This is a genomic window from Brenneria tiliae (assembly GCF_023347575.1).
In the GTDB taxonomy this organism is placed as follows: domain Bacteria; phylum Pseudomonadota; class Gammaproteobacteria; order Enterobacterales; family Enterobacteriaceae; genus Brenneria; species Brenneria corticis.
On the sequence record NZ_JAKPCB010000091.1, the window covers coordinates 14,673 to 32,549 of the forward strand.

Sequence of the window (17,877 nt, forward strand, 5' to 3'; positions counted from 1 at the left end):
TGCGTGACACAGAGGTTACTGTGTTACCAAGTGAAAACAACCTGATGAAGAGAATCCATTCATGACATCATTGAAAGCCGTTATCCCTGTCGCTGGTTTAGGGATGAATTTGTTGCCGGTGACCAAAGCGATCCCGAAAGAAATGTTGCCGTTGGTCGATCGTCCGGTAATTGAAAAAATCGTTAACGAGTGCGCCAATGCGGGTATCAAGGATATTGTGCTGGTTACCCATGCGTCTAAAAATGCCATTGAAAACCACTTTGATACCTCCTTCGAGCTCGAATCCCTGTTGGAAGAGCGCGCTAAGCGGCAACTGCTGGCAGAGGTTCAGTCCATCTGCCCGAAAGGCGTGACCATCATGAACGTGCGGCAGGGTGAAACCCTGGGCTTGGGCCACGCGATTGCCTGTGCGAAACCGATTATTGGCGACTCCCCGTTTGTGGTGGTGCTGCCGGACGTGGTTCTGGATGAGAGCACCGCCGATCAGACCAAAGACAATCTGGCGTTGCTGGTTTCGCGTTTTGAACAGACGGGGCGCAGCCAGGTATTGGTAAAACACCGCCCTTATGAAGTCTTGCCGGAGTATTCCGTGGTTGAATGTGAAAAGCCGCTGGTCAATGCGGGTGATGCTTCAGCTATTACCTCAATGATCGAGAAGCCGGAAGCGCCTTCAGGAACGGGTTCGGATCTTTCGGCGGTCGGCCGCTATGTGTTGACCGCGGATGCCTGGCCGCTGCTGGCTAAAGCCGTACCCGGCGCCTGGGGCCGCATTCAGCTTACCGATGTTATTGCCGAGCTGATCCATACTCAGCAGGTTGATGCGGTGCAGATAGCGGGTAAAAACTTTAACTGCGGCCGTAAGCTGGGTTACGCGCAGGCGTTTATTTCCTACGGTTTGCGCAACCCGGAACTGGGGGCGGCATTTAAGGAAAGCATTAAGAAACTGTTAGCGAAGCAGGCCTGATCCGCTCTTTTTGCATAGCGTTTGTCGTGTAGATCTTTTCTGTTATTTCCGCATTCCCCTGTGCAGGTGAGAGTTTCTCCTGCACACACTCGGTCCTCTGATGTCAAATTCACAGTTTCTTTCTTTTAAAGGGTGCAATTAAACCTTTTATTGCCATTTATCATGCGTTGATTCGAATCGACGGCCGCGGCAGGAAAGTGCGCATAGGCCAAATAGAGTTTGAACTTATATTTTTTGTTACTACAATAATTGTATGAAAATGGAACTTATCTGGGACGAAAACAAGCGTGCCGTGAATCTCAAAAAGCACGGTCTGGATTTTGCGGACGCACATGAGGTTCTGGGGGGCACGTTACCGGTTGGATTTGCCTTCTTTTCGTAACGGAGAGGCGCGTATTCAATCCCTCTCCTACGTCATGGGCTGTCTGTCCGTGTTGTCATTGGCCCATGTTGAGCGCGACGGAGCAACACGAGTTATCAGTTTCAGGAAAGCAAACGACGCAGAATACGAGGTGTATCATGAATGGCTCGAAAACCAATGATATGACGCTGGATGAAGTTATCGCCGCCGTCCGCGCCATTCCGCCGGAGAACCACTATGTGTGGGATGGTCAGGACGAGGACGACCGCCCCATGACGGCGGAAGAGAAGAAGGCGGCGCTGGCCGCAATCAGAAAGCCCGGCAGGCCGAAGGGTAGCGCCAAGACTACTACCACTATCCGGCTTGATGATGAGGTGCTCGAAGCCTTCCGCGCTACGGGAAAGGGCTGGCAGACTCGCGTGAATGACGTTCTCAAGGAATGGCTGGCAACTCATCAGGAACGTTAAGTTTCGGTCACTCGCTTATTTCGGCCGTGGCCGTTCTTTTCGCAGATCCGCCGGTGCGGGGAGGAATCGCTCCTGTACCGGATCGCCATCAGATGCAGATCCCCGCCTACGGACGCGGGGATGACGGTGGCAGTATTCGCGGGGATGACGGTGGCAGTATTCGCAGATACTGTGTTGAGCCTCAGCGGTCAAGACACTTTTATTCACCACGCCTTACCCCCTCCGTCATGCCCGCGAAAGCGGGCATCTCAGCAACACCGAGCCGCCAGCGAAGAGATCCCTGCCTACGGACGCAGGGACGACGGCAAAGGCAAGGCGGATTGGCGCGGCTTTCATCGCAACGATTGGAGGAGACGCCGTCGGGCGTCTCCTTTATAGCAGTTTAACTGCATCAATCATTGTTTCTATTCATCAAACCATTCGGCAAAACTACCTTCGTAAGCTTGGTTATCGCCACTGATATAAGCAATATTAGTGTCTGAATGACCTTTGGCCACATCGCCATTGGGGGAGTGAAAGAAGACATAGTCTTTAATCGTGGCCTGCCATTGCGTGCCGTCGGCGGTAATATAATTGATTATGCTGTCTTTATGGCCTTCCGCTTTTCTCCCTTGATGCCAGTGGAAAAAAGCATTGCCATTGTCGACGACTTCTGCAAACCACAGTTTGGGGTCGTTCCAGGATTTATAGGCTATAAATTTACTTGCCGTTTTTACCGTTCTATCCGATAAAAGCTGGTTTACGAAAACAGGCTTGGTATATTTTCCCATTGCAATTACCTCTCTGATATATGAATTATTCTCGTTTTCGGCGACTTTCCTGGTCGCCGCCTTGCTACAACTCGAAACCTGTTGCTTAATTTCTTAACCTCGATAATGGCGGCTAGAAGGTATATTTAACGCCTAAAGACAGGGTATAATATTTATTATCCAGCCCGCTCCAGTCACCATCGAGATACTCAGTTTCTCCTTCTTCTCGCCACTCCATGCCGCTTCTGGCTTCCTCATAACGACTGTAGGAGGCTTCTGCATAAATTTTTGTTTGCGGATAAATATAATAACCGGCGCTAACGGTAGCGGAGAGATGGCGGGCATTACTTCCCTTATTACGTATGGTCAAGTTCCTGTCATAGTGTTCATCATTGCTTTTCCCTTCTACCCAGTCGCTGAATTTTAGCAGGCCGCCAAGTTCGAAGTCCTGATAGCGCCATAAACCAATTATCCCGATATAAGGCATGCTGTATTTTTGCTGGTAGCCGATTATCTTGTAGCTGTTGGGGTAAGTGAAAATATCCTGGCCGTTGTTGTAGTTGAACTCGCCGCCGTACGCCGACCAGCTAAAGGCGGTTCTCTGATAGCCGAAAGTCGCGCCAACTTGGTAATCAGGGGCTTTGACCAGCCAGCCAATGATATTCACATCAATTTCATTGGCATAGTTCAAATCGGTTTTAGCGTGATGGCTCCAGTGCGACCAGCCTGATTTGCTGTCGTCAATCCAGTCATAATCGTCCATGGTACCGTCGCCGGAGGAAAGCGTGGTCCAGCCGCGCAGTCCTGCGCTAAGGCGGGGCAGAATATCGTAACTCAGGTCGGCTTTCAGAATAGCCGCGTTGTTGATTTTCCAGTCCAGTTCACTGGCTTTTTTTCCGCCGTTATCCGGATGATAAATCGACTCCTGAGACTCTCCGGATAAAAATCCCAGTGCAATACTCCCGGTTAATTTATCCTGGTAAAAGCGCTGGCTCTTTTCATTAGCATCCGCGACGGCATATGCGCTAACCATCAGTCCGCCAGTCAGGCTGATAATGGCGAGTAATTTTTTCATTTTTTATTCCTGTGCCAGTGTAGTCATTTAATGTGACAACCGTGTAACAAAGCCCGGATGATATATATCCGGTAAATAAAAATATAGTTATAAGAAGGTAAGTATTATCTTCCCTGATTTTTTTGGCGTGTTGTCTGCTGTGGTTTATTCAGATTAATGAAATAGAATAATATTCCTATCACCTTTTGTCTGATTTAATATTCACCCCCCCCAGGTGCGATGTATTTATTTTTTTCTGATAAGAATACGCGATCAGACAGGGAGCGGCAGTAAGTAGCCTGTTGGTGCAAAGCAGAAAGATAAAAGTGATAAGTGAGGATGCTCACCCCCTTGGGTTTATATAACCTATTGTTTTTTCGATAAAGTATTGTCTTCGCATGGCTCTCTCACCCCCCTGGTGATAAAAATAGCGGGCTGGCGGGGGGTGAGAGCGATTTTATATTTACACTGTGACTTGATCACGGTAAACGTTTCGCTGCACAGGTAATTGATATAGTAGAAACATTTCCTCATTCAGCGATGGTCGTTCTTATGAATAAGTTGTTACAGGCTTTGGATGAAAAAGAGGGCAGGGTGATTGAGCTCCATCGTGAACTGGTCTGCCGCCCGGCGATTAATCCGGAGCATGGTGGTGAGGGTGAGGAAGTTAAAGCGCGCTGGATCGAAAGCTGGCTGTATCATAACGGCCTGTGCCGGGTACAGCGTATGGATTCGCTGGATATCCGGGCGCATAAAAAGCTGCGGCCAAATCTGGTGGCGCATTATTTACCGCCCGGCTGTAAACACACGCTGTGGATTGTGACGCATATGGACGTCGCGGCCAGCGGTCCGCTGGAAAATTGGGTCAGCGATCCTTTTACGCTGCGGGTTGACGGAGACCGGCTATATGGCCGTGGGGTTGAAGATAATAATCAGGGAATGGTCTCCGCTTTATTATTGCTGGAAACGATAAAACAATTAAATATCTCTCCCCCGATGGGGGTGGGCGTGATATTCACCAGCGCCGGTCTTACCGACTATACCAAGGGTATCGGCCATATTCTGAATAAAAGCCCTAATCTGTTTCGCCCGCAGGATCTGATTGTGGTGCCGGATTATGGCAACGAAACCGGCACTATTATCGAGATCGGTGAAAAACGTAATGCCTGGGTGCGTATTGATGTGCGAGGCAGGGAATATCATGCCGGTTTTAGCGAGGGACCAAACTGTTTTGAAGCGGCGGCCTTGTTTATTTCTCGTCTGAAGCATATTCGCAAACGCTACGCCTGTCCGGATCCTTTTTTTATTCCTCCAACCTCCACCATCACGCCAACGCATGCGGAAACAAACTGTACCGGGATAAATCACGTCCCGGCGAATTTCATTTTTTATCTGGATATTCGTCTGATGCCGAACTGCGAGCTTGAACAGGTTGTGCAGGAATTGCAGCAGTTGGCGCTGGTTATCGAGAAAAGAGAGAAGGTCTCTTTTGCCTTCGAATATGTGGAGATTACCCCGGACGCTCCCGTCACCTCCGGTAACGCCCCGGTGGTCCGCACGCTTTCCGACGCCATAGCGAAAGAGCTTAATGTGACGCCTCGCCTGGTGGGCGTTGGCGGTGTGACCATGGTCTCCGTGATCCGTTCGTTGGGGTTGCCCGTGGCGGTATGGGGGATTCAGCAATCCGCTAAAAATCAGACCAACGAAAGTATCAGCATGAAAGCGCAGCTGGCCCAGACGCGCGTATTTGCCCGCATGCTCTATGCTCCGTTGCTGAAAGAGCAGTCCGTTGTCTGCCGGGAGCGGGTAAACGGAGGCGCCGGGAAGATCACGCCCGCCGAGCAGGCCGTCGCCACCCTGGTGGGGCTTGGCATAAATAACGAGCAAATTGGTGAACAGCTTAATTTAAGCGTGAACACCGTACGTACGCATCTGAAGAATTTGTACCGTAAAACGGGCGCCCGCAACCGGCGTGAGCTGCAACGACTGTTTATTCTGAAGTAGCGAGGCGGCCGGCATTTTCGGTAATTCCCGCAGGCTCTCCCCTCCGTCACCGATGTTTCCGCATTCCCCGGTACAGGTGAGAATCTCGCCTGCATCGGATCGCCATCAGATGCAACTCCCCGCTTTTGCCTCGCATAGTTGCGTAGGATTGAGTACTTGATGTTATGGGTGTACTATACTTTTATACGAAATCTTGTATAAGGCACTGATACAGGAGAGAGCGAAATGACCATCCAGATTCAGACTTTTGACAGCGTATGGGATGCTATAGATGATACTGTTGAGCAGGCTGAAAATATGAAGGTTCGCGCACAACTGATGCGCGTGCTGACGGACTTTATCGTTCGAAAAGAACTCTCTCAGGCAGAAGCTGCTCGTACACTTGGTATAACCCAACCCAGGGTTTCCGAACTGGTGCATGGTAAAATTCACCTTTTCAGCATTGATAAGCTGATCTCCATGATGGCTACAGCGGGTATCCATATAGCTAATATTGAAGTGATAGAAGGCGTTGCTGCGTAATGTTTCATAGGCGCAGAGGGTTTCCTGCAAAATATATTTAACATTATGATATTAAATATAAATTTAGTATTTTAATCGCTCACGTCACGCGCAAGAAATTACGCTGAAGACATCGCGTCAGCGGTGTGATTTCAGCCAGAAGCTCGGGTTCATTTGGAACTGCCGCGGGGATGTCCGGTGGTGATATTCGGGGGTGACCGGCGTAAAAACCCGTTACCCAACTCTTCAGACAAACGTTTAATCAATCGTCGTTCATGCGGCGTCAGCTTGTCTTGTTCGATGTACTTCCAGTTGCGCTCATAGAAGCTAAGCGCCTCACGATCGTCAAACTGAGTGTCTTGAGTAAGATACCAGGCACAAGCTTTCATTTGAGGGTAATCGGCAATTTTAATCATGCGCACCTCTAGGGTATTCATTATACAACCACGCCGATAAGCCTTCAAACTTCAGGCATCCGGGCAGGATTGGCGCAGCAATCATTCTTTTAATTGCTAAGGCAGTCGCAAAAATTACCGATTTCGTTATCGTTATGCTTGATCCAAGTAGCTCCCCGCCCGCGCGGGGAGCTGATTTTTGATGCCGAGCCGCCATCGGGTAGGTCCCTGCCTACGGCCGCAGGGACGACGGAAGTCCCTGGTCGACGTCCCCTAGTCGAACCACGTCTGGTAACGGTCTCTCGTCCAGCGTGTATAGAGCAGTAAATTGTCGTTCACCTCGCCGGGGTCAAATTGCTCAAAAATATCCGGCGCAATCTCGAGCAGTTCAGCCGGAATGCCCAACCATTCCAATGTTTCTTCATAGTCTTCATGGGCGGGGTCCTGAAGAATACCGAGCAGGTTTTCATAGCCGGGTATGCCGCCGCAATCTTCTGGCGGGCAAACGCGCTCTCCATCCAGGCAAAATAGCCAACCGTCAAACTCGTCCGGTTTGTAGTCGCTGTCTTCCAAAATGATTTCGTGTTCCCAACCGTCGCCAAAATCATAAAGGTAAGTCAGGGTGTTGCTTCTGCGTTTCAGCAACTCGTTAAGGCGATAAAAACCTTCTTCTTCCTCTTTTCCCGGCTCTTCCGGCTGTTCGGTAAAACGTTTTTTGCCGAAGGAAAACTGATGAAGGTGGCTGTCTTCCCATCCCATCACGATTTGCAGCACGTCATGCAGCCGATCGAGCGTAATGGAAGAGGGGACTACGAAGCGTCGCCAGATGGCGGGTTTCACTCCGCGAAGACTGACTTTAAGCAGATAAAATCTTGTATCCATGGATGCCTCCTTTCTGGGTATAAAAAAAGGTATGGAAGATAGTATGGTAACCATGAGCGGCTATCAAACCAATCACTATTCACCCGCCGCAAGCTGAGTTACCATGTTGGCCTGCTTTTAATTGCCTGCGGTGATGATGATCGCGGCAGGCAGGTTACCTTTCAGACGGGAGTTGCTTTAATGTCCAAACAGCAAATTGGCGTTGTCGGTATGGCGGTGATGGGGCGTAATCTGGCGCTGAATATCGAAAGCCGTGGTTATACCGTTTCTATTTTTAACCGCTCGGCCGATAAAACTGACGAAGTCGTTACCGAAAATCCGGGTAAAAAACTGGTGCCTTATTACACCTTTCAAGAGTTCGTTGCATCCCTGGAAAAGCCGCGCCGTATTCTGCTGATGGTTAAAGCCGGAGAGGCGACCGATAAAACCATCGAGTCGCTGAAACCCTATCTGGAGAAAGGCGATATCCTGATCGACGGCGGCAACACCTTCTATAAAGACACCATTCGCCGCAATCGCGAGCTGTCCGCCGAAGGGTTTAATTTCATCGGCACCGGCGTTTCCGGCGGTGAAGAGGGCGCGCTGAAAGGGCCTTCCATCATGCCGGGCGGGCAGAAGGAAGCCTATGAGCTGGTGGCGCCGATTCTGGAAAAAATCGCCGCGCGCGCCGAAGGCGAAGCCTGTGTGGCCTATATCGGCGCCGACGGCGCGGGTCACTATGTGAAAATGGTGCACAACGGTATCGAATACGGCGATATGCAGCTGATTGCCGAAGCCTATGCGCTGTTGAAGCAGGCGCTGAATCTGGACAATGAAGCGCTGGCCGCCACGTTCTCCGAGTGGAATAAAGGCGAGCTGAGCAGCTATCTGATCGAAATTACCGCCGATATCTTCACCAAAAAAGATGAAGACGGTAACTATCTGGTTGACGTTATTCTGGATGAGGCGGCGAATAAAGGCACCGGTAAATGGACCAGCCAAAGCTCGCTGGACCTGGGCGAACCGCTCTCTTTGATCACCGAATCGGTGTTTGCCCGCTACCTCTCTTTCCTGAAAGATCAGCGCGTGGCGGCGTCCAAAGTGCTGACCGGTCCGGCGGCCAAACCGTTCGACGGCGACAAGGCCGAATTCGTGGAAAAAGTTCGTCGTGCGCTGTATCTGGGTAAAATCGTCTCTTACGCGCAGGGTTTCTCGCAGCTGAAAGCCGCGTCGGAAGAAAACGACTGGCATCTCAACTACGGCGAGATTGCCAGGATTTTCCGCGCCGGCTGTATTATTCGCGCCCAGTTCCTGCAGAAAATCACCGACGCCTACCAGCAGAACGCGGATATCGCCAACCTGCTGCTGGCGCCGTATTTCAAGCAGGTGGCGGACGAATACCAGCAGGCGCTGCGTGACGTGGTGTCTTATGCCGTTCAGGCGGGCATTCCCACCCCGACCTTCTCGGCGGCTATCGCCTATTACGACAGCTACCGTTCCGCGGTATTGCCCGCCAACCTGATTCAGGCCCAGCGCGACTACTTTGGCGCGCATACCTATAAGCGTACCGATAAAGAAGGCGTATTCCACACCGAGTGGCTGGAATAACCTCGATCTTCGTTCCCGTCTTTCCGCGTCCCTGGCTTTTTAGCGTCGTCTCTGCCTTTTCACCGTCGTCCCTGCCTCTTCACCGTCGTCCCTGCGGTAGTAGGCAGGGACCCGCATTTGATGGGGTGCGGCACCGCCTGTTTAGCGGTAACCCAGCAAATCATTACCCTGGCGCAAAACACGCTGCGGCTGGACGTGCAGGAAACCCTGTTTCTGGCATTAAGCGATCATATTAATTTTGCCGTTCAGCGCCATAAAAAGGGGCAGACTATTAAAAACGCCCTGCTGTGGGATATAAAGCAGTTCTACGGCAGCGAATATGCGGTGGGGCTGGAGGCGTTATCGTTAATTCGCTCCAGGCTGGATATCGACCTGCCGGAAGATGAGGCGGGTTTTATCGCTCTGCATTTAGCCAACGCCCGGAATAACAGCGATATGCACAGCACCATGCAAAGCGCCGGCATTATTAAAGATATCCTGACGATTCTGAAATACGATCCGCATATTAAATTTGATGAAAACTCACTGGATTATCATCGTCTTATCACGCATCTCAAGTTTTTTGCCTTACGCTTGTTGAATCGTAATACCGTGAGTCACGGCGACGACGGTATTTATCAGGGCATTAAGGAACTGATGCCGCAGGCCTTCTCCTGTGCGCTGAAAGTGTATGACTATGTGGAGAAAAACTATCACTGCCAGCTGACTACCGATGAAATCATGTTCCTGACCATCCATATCAACCGCCTGCAAAAGCACCCATAGCCGCTGCCCGCCGGCGCGGTTTCCCCGTTTTATCAGTAAGCCGTCCGAATCGTGACAGGAATAAGTAGGCGAATGTAACCAACTGTTTATTTGCTTCTTTTCAGGAAGATTCCGCATTGCCCGCTTATTGGCGGCCTCCTATGATTCGCCTGGTGAAGTCACAATAAAACAGAGGTAAATATGAGTCGTATTTTTAAAATCATCGGGGTTGTTGCTTTGATTACCGCATTAAGCGGTTGCCTGTTTCCGCCTCCGGGCGGCGGTGGCGGTCATGGCGGAGGTGGCGGCGGCGGTCCGCACGGCGGCTTCCAGGACGTGCACGGTGGCCCAGGCCCGCGTTAATTTCTGTTGCACATAACGTAAAACGCCGGATAACGATATCGTTATCCGGCGTTTTTTCACTAAAAAATCCATTTCTTTATCTGAATCTCCATATGGTCTACATAAAATTATCAAAAAAGATAATTTTATGTAGACCATATAGGTTGTGTTATCTATGATATCAGTGGGCGCATAGCAGAAATTAAAAGGTGCGGGATGACACAGCAGGAACTTCGTACGGTATTGCAGCAATGGGATAAACATGGCGAGTGGCTTTTCACGATTAATGAACTCGCGCTTATGTTTCCCAACGAAACGCGTTCCCAGTTACGGCTTTCATTGCATAGGCATGTTGCAACGGGGGTATTGATTCGTATTTCCAAAGGAGTGTATGCCAATGGTGATGCGCGCTCGCGACCCTTTTATGTTTTGGAGGCTATTGCACAAAAGTTACGTGCGTATGAGATGAACTATATTTCTCTGGAGTCTGCATTGTCGGAATATGGACGTATTTCTCAGGTGCCGATAGGATTACTGACTTTAATGACGACAGGGCGTTCAGGTTTTTTTCTTACTCCCTGGGGAAATATTGAGTTTATCCATACCAAGAGAACGCCTCCTGCCATTTTGAGCGCCACTTTTTTTTCGCAGGAAAGAAATATACTTTTTGCCACAGAAGAAACGGCTCTGCGTGATTTAAAAGTGGTAGGCAGAAATCTTGACCTGGTTGAAATTCGACAGGAAAAATATGAGCATGGATAATAATATATTATTGGCAAAGGCTAGAACATATGCGGAGCACAACCCTTCTTCGTTGGGAGCGGTGATTAAGGAACTTTTGCATTATGATATTATAAATGTGCTCAATAAGCTGAAAGCCTTTGAAAAAGGGATTACTTTCCAGGGAGGAACAGCCCTGCGTCTGGTGTATGGCGGGCGTCGTTTCTCTGAGGATCTCGATTTTGCTGCCGGTCATGATTTTAATCCCGACCGGGTAAAAGGTTTATCAGCAGAGTTACAGCGATATATTGAACATCGGTATCAATTGCCCTGTACGGTAAAGGAACCTAAATTACGGGGAATGGATGGCGTTGCGGTAGATACCTGGCAACTGGCCGTTACTACACAGCCAGAAAAACGCGATGAGCCCCAGCAAAGGATCAAAATCGAATTTGCCTGTGTGAATGCCATCACTAAAACATTAAGATTTATCGAGCCCGCTTTTGATGCGGAAAAATCATCAAGAACAATGGTACTCGTTGAGTCGGCGGAAGAAATTTTTGCCGATAAGATTATCGCCGCCGGGAATCGGACTTATTTTAAGGCGCGTGATTTATTTGACATTAAATTTCTTAGCGACAGACAAATTACGTTCGATATTCAGCATGTCATTCAAAAGGTAGATGACTATCATATTGATATGAAAAGCTTTGTTGACAGGCTCTCTGCCTATTGCGAACTGTTGGAGCTTACTGAAATCGGGGATAAATGGCGGCAGGAGATGAGTCGTTTCGCGACGGCGGAACTGACCCCGGTACTGAATCATCCCGCTTTTTGGCCGTCTGCCCGGCGGCAGGTACAAGACGTGATTATGCAGGCAGTCAGGCAACTTGAATCCTATATTTCTGGTAATGACGTTAAATCTGATAAAGATATTTTCAAACTTTAATAAAGGTCTACATAAAATTATCAGAAAAGATAATTTTATGTAGACCTTTCTGCCATCAGATGCAGATTCCGGACTACCGTGGAGATGGCGGTGGTGGTATTCGCTGGGGACGCCGGGAATATTTATGGTCTCTCCCCGACGCCGCCCATCACCGCACGCCGCCGGCAACCATCGATAACAGATGCTGAACGGGGTAGTGCCGCGTAATACCCCGCTGACGCAGCTGCCAGCGCAGTTTCTCCACGTCGTGATAGCGGCCGTCGAGCAACAATCCCACCACGCTGCCGCTGTGCGCCACGTTTAAACCGTAAATACCGCTGGCTTCGACCAGATCCAATAGATCGCCAAAGGCGGGTTTGGGCAACGTCCGCTGACTGGCGCCGGCGCTGATGACGCAGGCTTCTCCCAGCCTGTGGGGATCCCGCTGTTCAACCGCGCGGCGGAACCGCCGCCAGGCGCGCTCCAGCGCGTCGGCATCGTCCAGCAACGCCTGCCGGCGATCGCGGCGGTGAAAGTCAAGGGTGTTGAGGGTCAGCGGGCTTTCCAGCAGCAAAATATCCATCCGCGGCTGCCAGTCACAGGAAATCGCCGTGGCGGCGGTTTGATGATCGAACAGCGTCAACTGGCGAAACAGGGTGCTGTCGGTCGGTTCCAGCCGAACGCAGAGCGCGGCAATTTCGGCTTCATCCAGCGTTTGTCCGATATGGCGGGCGGTTGCCAGCGCGGTGGCGGCCAGATCCGCCGTGCTGCTGGCCATGCCTTTGGCGACGGGGATGGTGGAGGAAAAATCAATATGCAGGCCGCGCCCGCCCTCCGCGGGCAGGCCGAAGTGCGCGAGCACCGCTTGCAGCATGCGGCGCATGCGCGGGCGCTCGGTTAATCCGGGGGCGCCGTCCGTTACCGCGACTTCGCTGAACCACTCTACCGGGCAGGAGATCAGCTTTTCGCCGCCGAGGATCCACCCCTGGAGCAGTTCGCCGCAGGACGCCGGGCAGCGCGCTTCAGCCATCCGCGAATATCCGGCGCAGCGCGGCGACCAGCCGCCGGTTATCGGCGGCGCTTTTAACGGCCACCCGGTAATGGTCGGCGGTCAGCCCCGGATAGTTGGCGCAGGAGCGGATAAGAATACGCTGTTCCAGCAACGCCTGTTGCAGATCGGTCTGGGCGCGCAGGCAGCGCAGAAAAATATAGTTGGCCGTCGGTCGCCAGACCTGCAGCTCGGGCATGGCGGCCAGCTCCCGGTAAAGCCACGCCTGCTGCTGCGCCAGCCAGCGGCGGGTGGCGGCGATATAGGGCGCGTCGTCCAGCACTGTCTCTCCCGCCAGCGCGGCGAAGGCGTTGATGGTCCACGGCTCCCGCGATTGCTTCATGGCCGCAACGGCCGCCCGGTCGCCGCTCGCCAGATAGCCGAGGCGCAGGCCGGGAATGGCGAAAAATTTGGTCAGCGAACGCAGGATATACAGGTGGGGGAAGGCGGATAATTGCGGGATAAAGCCCGCCTCCCGCGGCAGAAAGTCGATAAAGGCCTCATCGATAATCAAGGCGGTACGGCGCAGCCGGCAGCGTTCGGCAACGGCCTGTAGCAGCCCGGCGTCCGGCATTAGTCCGGTGGGGTTATTCGGCGTGGCGATAAACAGGCAGTCGTAGCGGACGTTGTCCAGCGCGCTCAGCAGACGGGCGTCGGGTTGAAAACCGTCGGCTTCATCCATGGCGTAGTCGTCAATCTCACAGCCGACGCGCTGCAAGGCGCGCCGATATTCCGCAAATCCCGGCGTCAACAGTAACGCCCGCCGCGGGCGCAGGTATTGCACTACGGCATAAATCAGTTCGGTGGCGCCGTTTCCGGCGATAATATTGTCGGCGGCGCAGCCGTGAGCGCGGGCCAGCGCCGCGTGAAGCGCCCGATACGCCACGTCGGGATAACGTTCGGCGCGCTCAAGCTGGCTGACAATCGCGGCCTTCAGCGTGTCGGGCATCCCCAACGGATTGATATTGGCGCTGAAGTCAATAATCTCGCCGGCATCCAGGCCGGTTTTTAACGCCATCTCCAGCACATTGCCGCCATGTTCGCTCATTACGCTCTGATATCCCTGCAATAACTATGGATGTCAGCGTACCATAAGCGACGGAATGGCGGCTAGGTTGCCCGCGGCGCCGGAGCGGCGGGCGAGGGGTTAAAAGCTGGCTTTCAACGACGCGATATCGATAACGAAGCGGTAGTGCACTTCGCTTTTCAACATACGCTCATAGGCGGTGTTGATGGACTGTATATCGATCATTTCAACGTCGCAGGTAATGCCGTGCTCGGCGCAGAAGTCCAGCATTTCCTGCGTTTCCGCAATCCCGCCGATCAGCGAACCGGCAATCGACTTACGTGCCATCACCAGCGCGCCGCTGTGCACCGTCGGCTCAATGGGTTCAATCAGACCCACCAGGATCAGCGTCCCGTCGCGTTTCAGCGTGCTCAGGTAGGGGTTAAGGTCGTGCTGCATCGGCACCGTATCCAGAATAATATCGAAGCGGTTGGCGACCTCTTTTAACTGCGCCTCATCGGTGGAGATCACCACGTGGTCGGCCCCCAGACGGCGCGCTTCCTGCTCTTTGCCCGGCGAGCGGGTGAATAGCGTGACGTCCGCGCCCATCGCTTTGGCGAACTTCAGCCCCATATGACCCAGACCGCCGAGACCGACGACCGCCACCTTGTCCCCCGGCCCGACGTTCCAGTGCTTCAGCGGCGAGTAGGTGGTGATGCCGGCGCACAGCAGCGGCGCGGCGGATTTCATATCCAGCTTGTCGGACATGCGGAGCACGAACTTGTCGGACACCACAATCCGTTCCGAGTAGCCGCCGAAGGTCGGCAGGCCGTCGTGGCGATCGACGCCGCCGTAAGTGCCGGTCGGCCCTTCAACGCAGTACTGTTCCAGCCCGTCGTCACAGGCGTCGCAGCTTTGACAGGAGTCCACCATACAGCCGACGCCCACCCAGTCGCCTTCTTTGAAGTTTTCCACCAGCTTGCCGACGCTGACCACCTTGCCGACGATTTCATGGCCGGGCACCACCGGATACAGGCTGTTTTTCCACTCGTTGCGCGCCATATGAATGTCGGAATGGCACACGCCGCAGTAGACGATATCGATCGTTACATCGTTGTCCCGCGGATCGCGGCGCACGAACTGATGGGGAACTAACGGGCTGCTCGCGTCGAGAGCAGCAAAGCCACGTATATTTTGCATTGCAATTTTCCTCTTTGTTTTTGCACCACATCAAGAGATCGAATTGAAAACTCAGTATGATCTGGCGCTAATGATTCACGTAATTTAGCCAACAGCCGGGTCAGCAAGCGCTTTCGCGCCCGAACTGAGTGAGTAACGTATTAAATAGTAAGATAAACAGCAAAAATACAGTTATCGCCGTCAGGTAAATGTCGCGATGGGCATCAGAGCCGTTGACGCGCCGGAGTTGTGGTATTGGACCCGCCGCGTCGCCAGTTAGTTCAATGATAACCCATTACGACCGGGAAGGAGGTGTAAATCCTCCGCAGCCCCCGCTGCTGTGATGCCGACGAACCCGTTAATACCACTGATCGAACGATCGGGAAGGAACGGGGGAGGATGACGCAGAGCCAGAAGACCGACCTGACGATAACGCCCGCAGCGACCGGCGTTAACGGCGATTCAACTCTTTCGGCGGGAAATGAGTTGTCATCCGATACGCGCGGCGGCGGCGCCGTGTTCGCGTGTCCCGTTGACAGCGTATTTCCCGGCCGGCACGTCGGGATTTATATGCCATGTTCAGATAAACAAGGGCCAGGTAGCCAAGGGCCGGGTAAAAAAGCGTTTGTTATTGCCGGCACCGGCAGCGGCTGCGGCAAAACCACCGTGACGCTGGGGATCCTGCGGGCGCTGATGCAACGCGGATTAGCCGTACAGCCGTTTAAAATCGGGCCGGACTATCTGGACAGCGGCTGGCACAGCGCCGTGTGCGGGGTGACTTCGCGCAACCTTGACGCCTTTATGCTCCCCGCGGCAACGCTGAACGGCCTGTATAAGCAGCATATCCGCCGCGCGGACGTGGCGATAATCGAAGGGGTGATGGGGCTGTACGACGGCTACGGCACCGATCCCGACTATTGCAGCAGCGCGGCGATGGCGAAACAGCTGGGCTGTCCGGTGATTTTGCTGGTGGACGGCAAGGCGGTGTCCACCTCGGTGGCGGCCACCGTGATGGGCTTTTGCCGTTTCGATCCGGCGCTGAATATCGCCGGCGTGATTGTTAACCGCGTTAACTCGGCGGGGCACTATGAGCTGCTGCGCCATGCCATCGAGCGCTACTGCGCCATTCCGGTGCTGGGCCGCCTGCCGGTGATGGAGGAGGTGGCGCTGCCGTCCCGCCACCTCGGCCTTATTCCCGCCCGGGAACAGACCCATGACGACCTGCGCTGGCAACGTCTGGCCCGGCAGGTGGAGCAGACCATCGATCTCGACCGCCTGCTGGCGCTGTGCGCCGTCGCCGCCCTGCCGGCGGGGGAGCCGCCGGCGTTGCCGGACCCCGCGTTGGCGGACGGTCTGACGCTGGCGCTGGCGGACGACGAAGCCTTCAACTTCTACTATCAGGATAATCTCGACCTGCTGGAGCAGGCCGGGGTGCGTCTGCGCCGTTTTAGCCCGCTGCACGACCGCCAACTCCCGGATTGCCAGATGATCTATATCGGCGGCGGTTATCCGGAGATCCACGCCGCGCGGCTGGCCGCCAATACCCCGATGCATGCCGCCCTGCGGAATGCCCACCGCATGCGGATCCCGCTGTACGCCGAGTGCGGCGGACTGATGTATCTGGGCGACGAACTGATCGACGCCGACGGCCGGCGGCACGCGATGGCGGGCATTCTGCCCGGCGTAAGCCGCATGGGAAAACGCCTTACCCGCTTCGGCTACTGCCAGGCGCAGGCCGGCCGCGACACCTTATTGGCCGCCCGCGGCGAGGTGCTGCGCGGCCACGAGTTCCATTACTCCGATTTTTCCACCGCGCTGCCGCCGGCGTTCGACTGCGTCAAATGGCGCGACGGCGCGGTGATCCAGCAGTGGCAGGGCGGCTACCAGCTCGAGCAGACCTGCGCCAGCTATCTGCATCTGCATTTCGCCCAGCGGCCGGGATTGCTGAACCGCTGGCTTGGTCGCGCCAGGAGCCTGCTATGACGCTGAGCGCCTGGTTTTGCGCCTTTTTACTCGACTGCTGGCTGGGAGACCCGCCCCATTGGCCGCACCCGGTGCGCTGGATCGGCCGGCTGATTTCCTGGCTGCATCGCGGCATTCGCGCCCGCTGTCGCAGCGAACGGGCGCTGAGGATCGGCGGCGGCGTGCTGTGGCTGGCGGTGGTAGGGACGACCGGCGCGCTGAGCTGGGGCGTGTTGGCGCTGCTGACGGCGCTCCATCCGTGGCTCGGCTGGCTGGCGCAGGTGTGGATGATTTACACCCTGCTGGCCGGTCGCTGCCTGAGCGACGCCGCGCTGGCGGTGCACGGGGCGTTGCGCCACGGCACGCTGGAAGAAAGCCGCCGCCGGCTGTCGTGGATCGTCGGGCGGGATACCGCACGGCTCGAAAAACCGCAGATAACCCGCGCCGCGGTGGAAACCGTGGCGGAGAACAGCGTCGATGGAGTGATCGCGCCGCTGTTTTACCTGCTGCTCGGCGGCGCGCCGCTGGCGATGGCCTACAAGGCGGTGAATACCCTCGACTCCATGGTGGGCTACAAAAACGCCCAATACCGCGCCATCGGCTACGTATCCGCCCGGATGGACGACCTGGCCAATCTGCTGCCGGCGCGGCTGAGCTGGCCGCTGCTGAGCGTGGCCGCCTGGCTGCTGCGCGCCGACTATCGCCAGGCGTGGCGCATCGGCTGGCGCGATCGCCGTCAGCACGCCAGCCCCAACTGCGCCTGGCCGGAAGCCACCGTGGCCGGAGCGCTGGGCGTGCGGCTGGGCGGCCCCAATAACTATTTCGGCGCGCGGGTGGAGAAACCCTGGATAGGCGATGCGCGCCGGGAGATCGCGCCGGATGATATCCCGCGCAGCATCCGGCTGATGCAGGTCGCCTCGTTGCTGGCGCTGCTGCTGTTTAGCGGCGTCCATCTTCTGCTGGCGGCCGCATGGACGGCATAGA

General features: G+C 54.4%; 18 protein-coding genes and 1 riboswitch. Of the genes, 10 read left to right on the forward strand and 8 right to left on the reverse strand.

The features are described 5' to 3' along the window. Nucleotides 1-61 precede the first annotated feature (61 nt). Entirely contained in the window at nucleotides 62-964 is a 903-nt protein-coding gene (locus MFP24_RS05480) for a sugar phosphate nucleotidyltransferase (RefSeq protein ID WP_249229569.1), read from the forward strand. 519 nt (nucleotides 965-1,483) lie between these two features. Next, complete coding sequence (locus tag MFP24_RS05485) at nucleotides 1,484-1,792, forward strand: BrnA antitoxin family protein (protein WP_210417037.1); 309 nt, start codon at nucleotides 1,484-1,486, stop codon at nucleotides 1,790-1,792. Nucleotides 1,793-2,196: 404 nt separating this feature from the next. Here MFP24_RS05485 and MFP24_RS05490 read toward each other — a convergent pair whose 3' ends face one another. Further along, on the reverse strand, nucleotides 2,197-2,562 hold the full coding sequence (locus tag MFP24_RS05490; protein WP_249229570.1) for a DUF4751 family protein: 366 nt from the start codon (nucleotides 2,560-2,562) through the stop codon (nucleotides 2,197-2,199). A 112-nt stretch (nucleotides 2,563-2,674) separates the two neighbouring features. Further along, nucleotides 2,675-3,616, reverse strand: coding sequence for an omptin family outer membrane protease (locus MFP24_RS05495; protein ID WP_249229571.1), 942 nt, complete (start codon nucleotides 3,614-3,616; stop codon nucleotides 2,675-2,677). 531 nt (nucleotides 3,617-4,147) lie between these two features. On the opposite strand from MFP24_RS05495, the gene MFP24_RS05500 reads away from it, so the two are divergent. Next, on the forward strand, nucleotides 4,148-5,599 hold the full coding sequence (locus MFP24_RS05500; RefSeq protein WP_249229572.1) for a M20 family metallo-hydrolase: 1,452 nt from the start codon (nucleotides 4,148-4,150) through the stop codon (nucleotides 5,597-5,599). Nucleotides 5,600-5,830: 231 nt separating this feature from the next. Next, entirely contained in the window at nucleotides 5,831-6,121 is a 291-nt protein-coding gene (locus MFP24_RS05505) for a helix-turn-helix domain-containing protein (RefSeq protein ID WP_249229698.1), read from the forward strand. 149 nt (nucleotides 6,122-6,270) lie between these two features. On the opposite strand, the gene MFP24_RS05510 is transcribed toward MFP24_RS05505, so the two are convergent. Beyond that, nucleotides 6,271-6,516, reverse strand: coding sequence for a hypothetical protein (locus tag MFP24_RS05510; RefSeq protein WP_249229573.1), 246 nt, complete (start codon nucleotides 6,514-6,516; stop codon nucleotides 6,271-6,273). Between the two features lie 252 nt (nucleotides 6,517-6,768). Then, entirely contained in the window at nucleotides 6,769-7,377 is a 609-nt protein-coding gene (locus MFP24_RS05515) for a plasmid pRiA4b ORF-3 family protein (RefSeq protein ID WP_249229574.1), read from the reverse strand. Nucleotides 7,378-7,557: 180 nt separating this feature from the next. Between MFP24_RS05515 and gnd the strand changes: the two genes are divergently transcribed. Further along, on the forward strand, nucleotides 7,558-8,964 hold the full coding sequence (gene gnd, locus MFP24_RS05520) for an NADP-dependent phosphogluconate dehydrogenase (RefSeq protein ID WP_249229575.1): 1,407 nt from the start codon (nucleotides 7,558-7,560) through the stop codon (nucleotides 8,962-8,964). A gap of 120 nt (nucleotides 8,965-9,084) precedes the next feature. Next, nucleotides 9,085-9,729, forward strand: coding sequence for a PRD domain-containing protein (locus tag MFP24_RS05525; protein ID WP_249229576.1), 645 nt, complete (start codon nucleotides 9,085-9,087; stop codon nucleotides 9,727-9,729). A 228-nt stretch (nucleotides 9,730-9,957) separates the two neighbouring features. Here the strand turns inward: MFP24_RS05525 and MFP24_RS23985 are convergent, their stop codons facing one another. After that, on the reverse strand, nucleotides 9,958-10,083 hold the full coding sequence (locus tag MFP24_RS23985; protein WP_263458418.1) for a hypothetical protein: 126 nt from the start codon (nucleotides 10,081-10,083) through the stop codon (nucleotides 9,958-9,960). A gap of 183 nt (nucleotides 10,084-10,266) precedes the next feature. On the opposite strand from MFP24_RS23985, the gene abiEi reads away from it, so the two are divergent. Beyond that, entirely contained in the window at nucleotides 10,267-10,812 is a 546-nt protein-coding gene (gene abiEi, locus MFP24_RS05530) for a type IV toxin-antitoxin system AbiEi family antitoxin (protein WP_249229577.1), read from the forward strand. Next, on the forward strand, nucleotides 10,805-11,719 hold the full coding sequence (locus MFP24_RS05535; RefSeq protein ID WP_249229578.1) for a nucleotidyl transferase AbiEii/AbiGii toxin family protein: 915 nt from the start codon (nucleotides 10,805-10,807) through the stop codon (nucleotides 11,717-11,719). Before abiEi ends, MFP24_RS05535 begins: the two co-directional genes overlap by 8 nt. A gap of 148 nt (nucleotides 11,720-11,867) precedes the next feature. On the opposite strand, the gene MFP24_RS05540 is transcribed toward MFP24_RS05535, so the two are convergent. The 3 genes from MFP24_RS05540 to MFP24_RS05550 all read right to left on the reverse strand — a co-directional run bounded on the left by MFP24_RS05540 (nucleotide 11,868) and on the right by MFP24_RS05550 (nucleotide 14,952). After that, entirely contained in the window at nucleotides 11,868-12,728 is an 861-nt protein-coding gene (locus tag MFP24_RS05540; RefSeq protein ID WP_249229579.1) for a GHMP family kinase ATP-binding protein, read from the reverse strand. Then, complete coding sequence (gene cobD / locus MFP24_RS05545; RefSeq protein WP_249229580.1) at nucleotides 12,721-13,794, reverse strand: threonine-phosphate decarboxylase CobD; 1,074 nt, start codon at nucleotides 13,792-13,794, stop codon at nucleotides 12,721-12,723. The genes MFP24_RS05540 and cobD overlap by 8 nt, the downstream gene beginning before the upstream one ends. Nucleotides 13,795-13,893: 99 nt before the next feature. Further along, complete coding sequence (locus MFP24_RS05550; protein WP_249229581.1) at nucleotides 13,894-14,952, reverse strand: NAD(P)-dependent alcohol dehydrogenase; 1,059 nt, start codon at nucleotides 14,950-14,952, stop codon at nucleotides 13,894-13,896. A 239-nt stretch (nucleotides 14,953-15,191) separates the two neighbouring features. Continuing rightward, nucleotides 15,192-15,369, forward strand: a riboswitch (cobalamin riboswitch). A 132-nt stretch (nucleotides 15,370-15,501) separates the two neighbouring features. On the opposite strand from MFP24_RS05550, the gene MFP24_RS05555 reads away from it, so the two are divergent. Beyond that, on the forward strand, nucleotides 15,502-16,914 hold the full coding sequence (locus tag MFP24_RS05555; protein ID WP_249229699.1) for a cobyrinic acid a,c-diamide synthase CobB: 1,413 nt from the start codon (nucleotides 15,502-15,504) through the stop codon (nucleotides 16,912-16,914). Beyond that, a complete protein-coding gene (cbiB, locus tag MFP24_RS05560; RefSeq protein ID WP_249229582.1) occupies nucleotides 16,911-17,876 on the forward strand; it encodes an adenosylcobinamide-phosphate synthase CbiB in 966 nt (321 codons plus the stop codon). The genes MFP24_RS05555 and cbiB overlap by 4 nt, the downstream gene beginning before the upstream one ends. Nucleotide 17,877 lies beyond the last annotated feature (1 nt).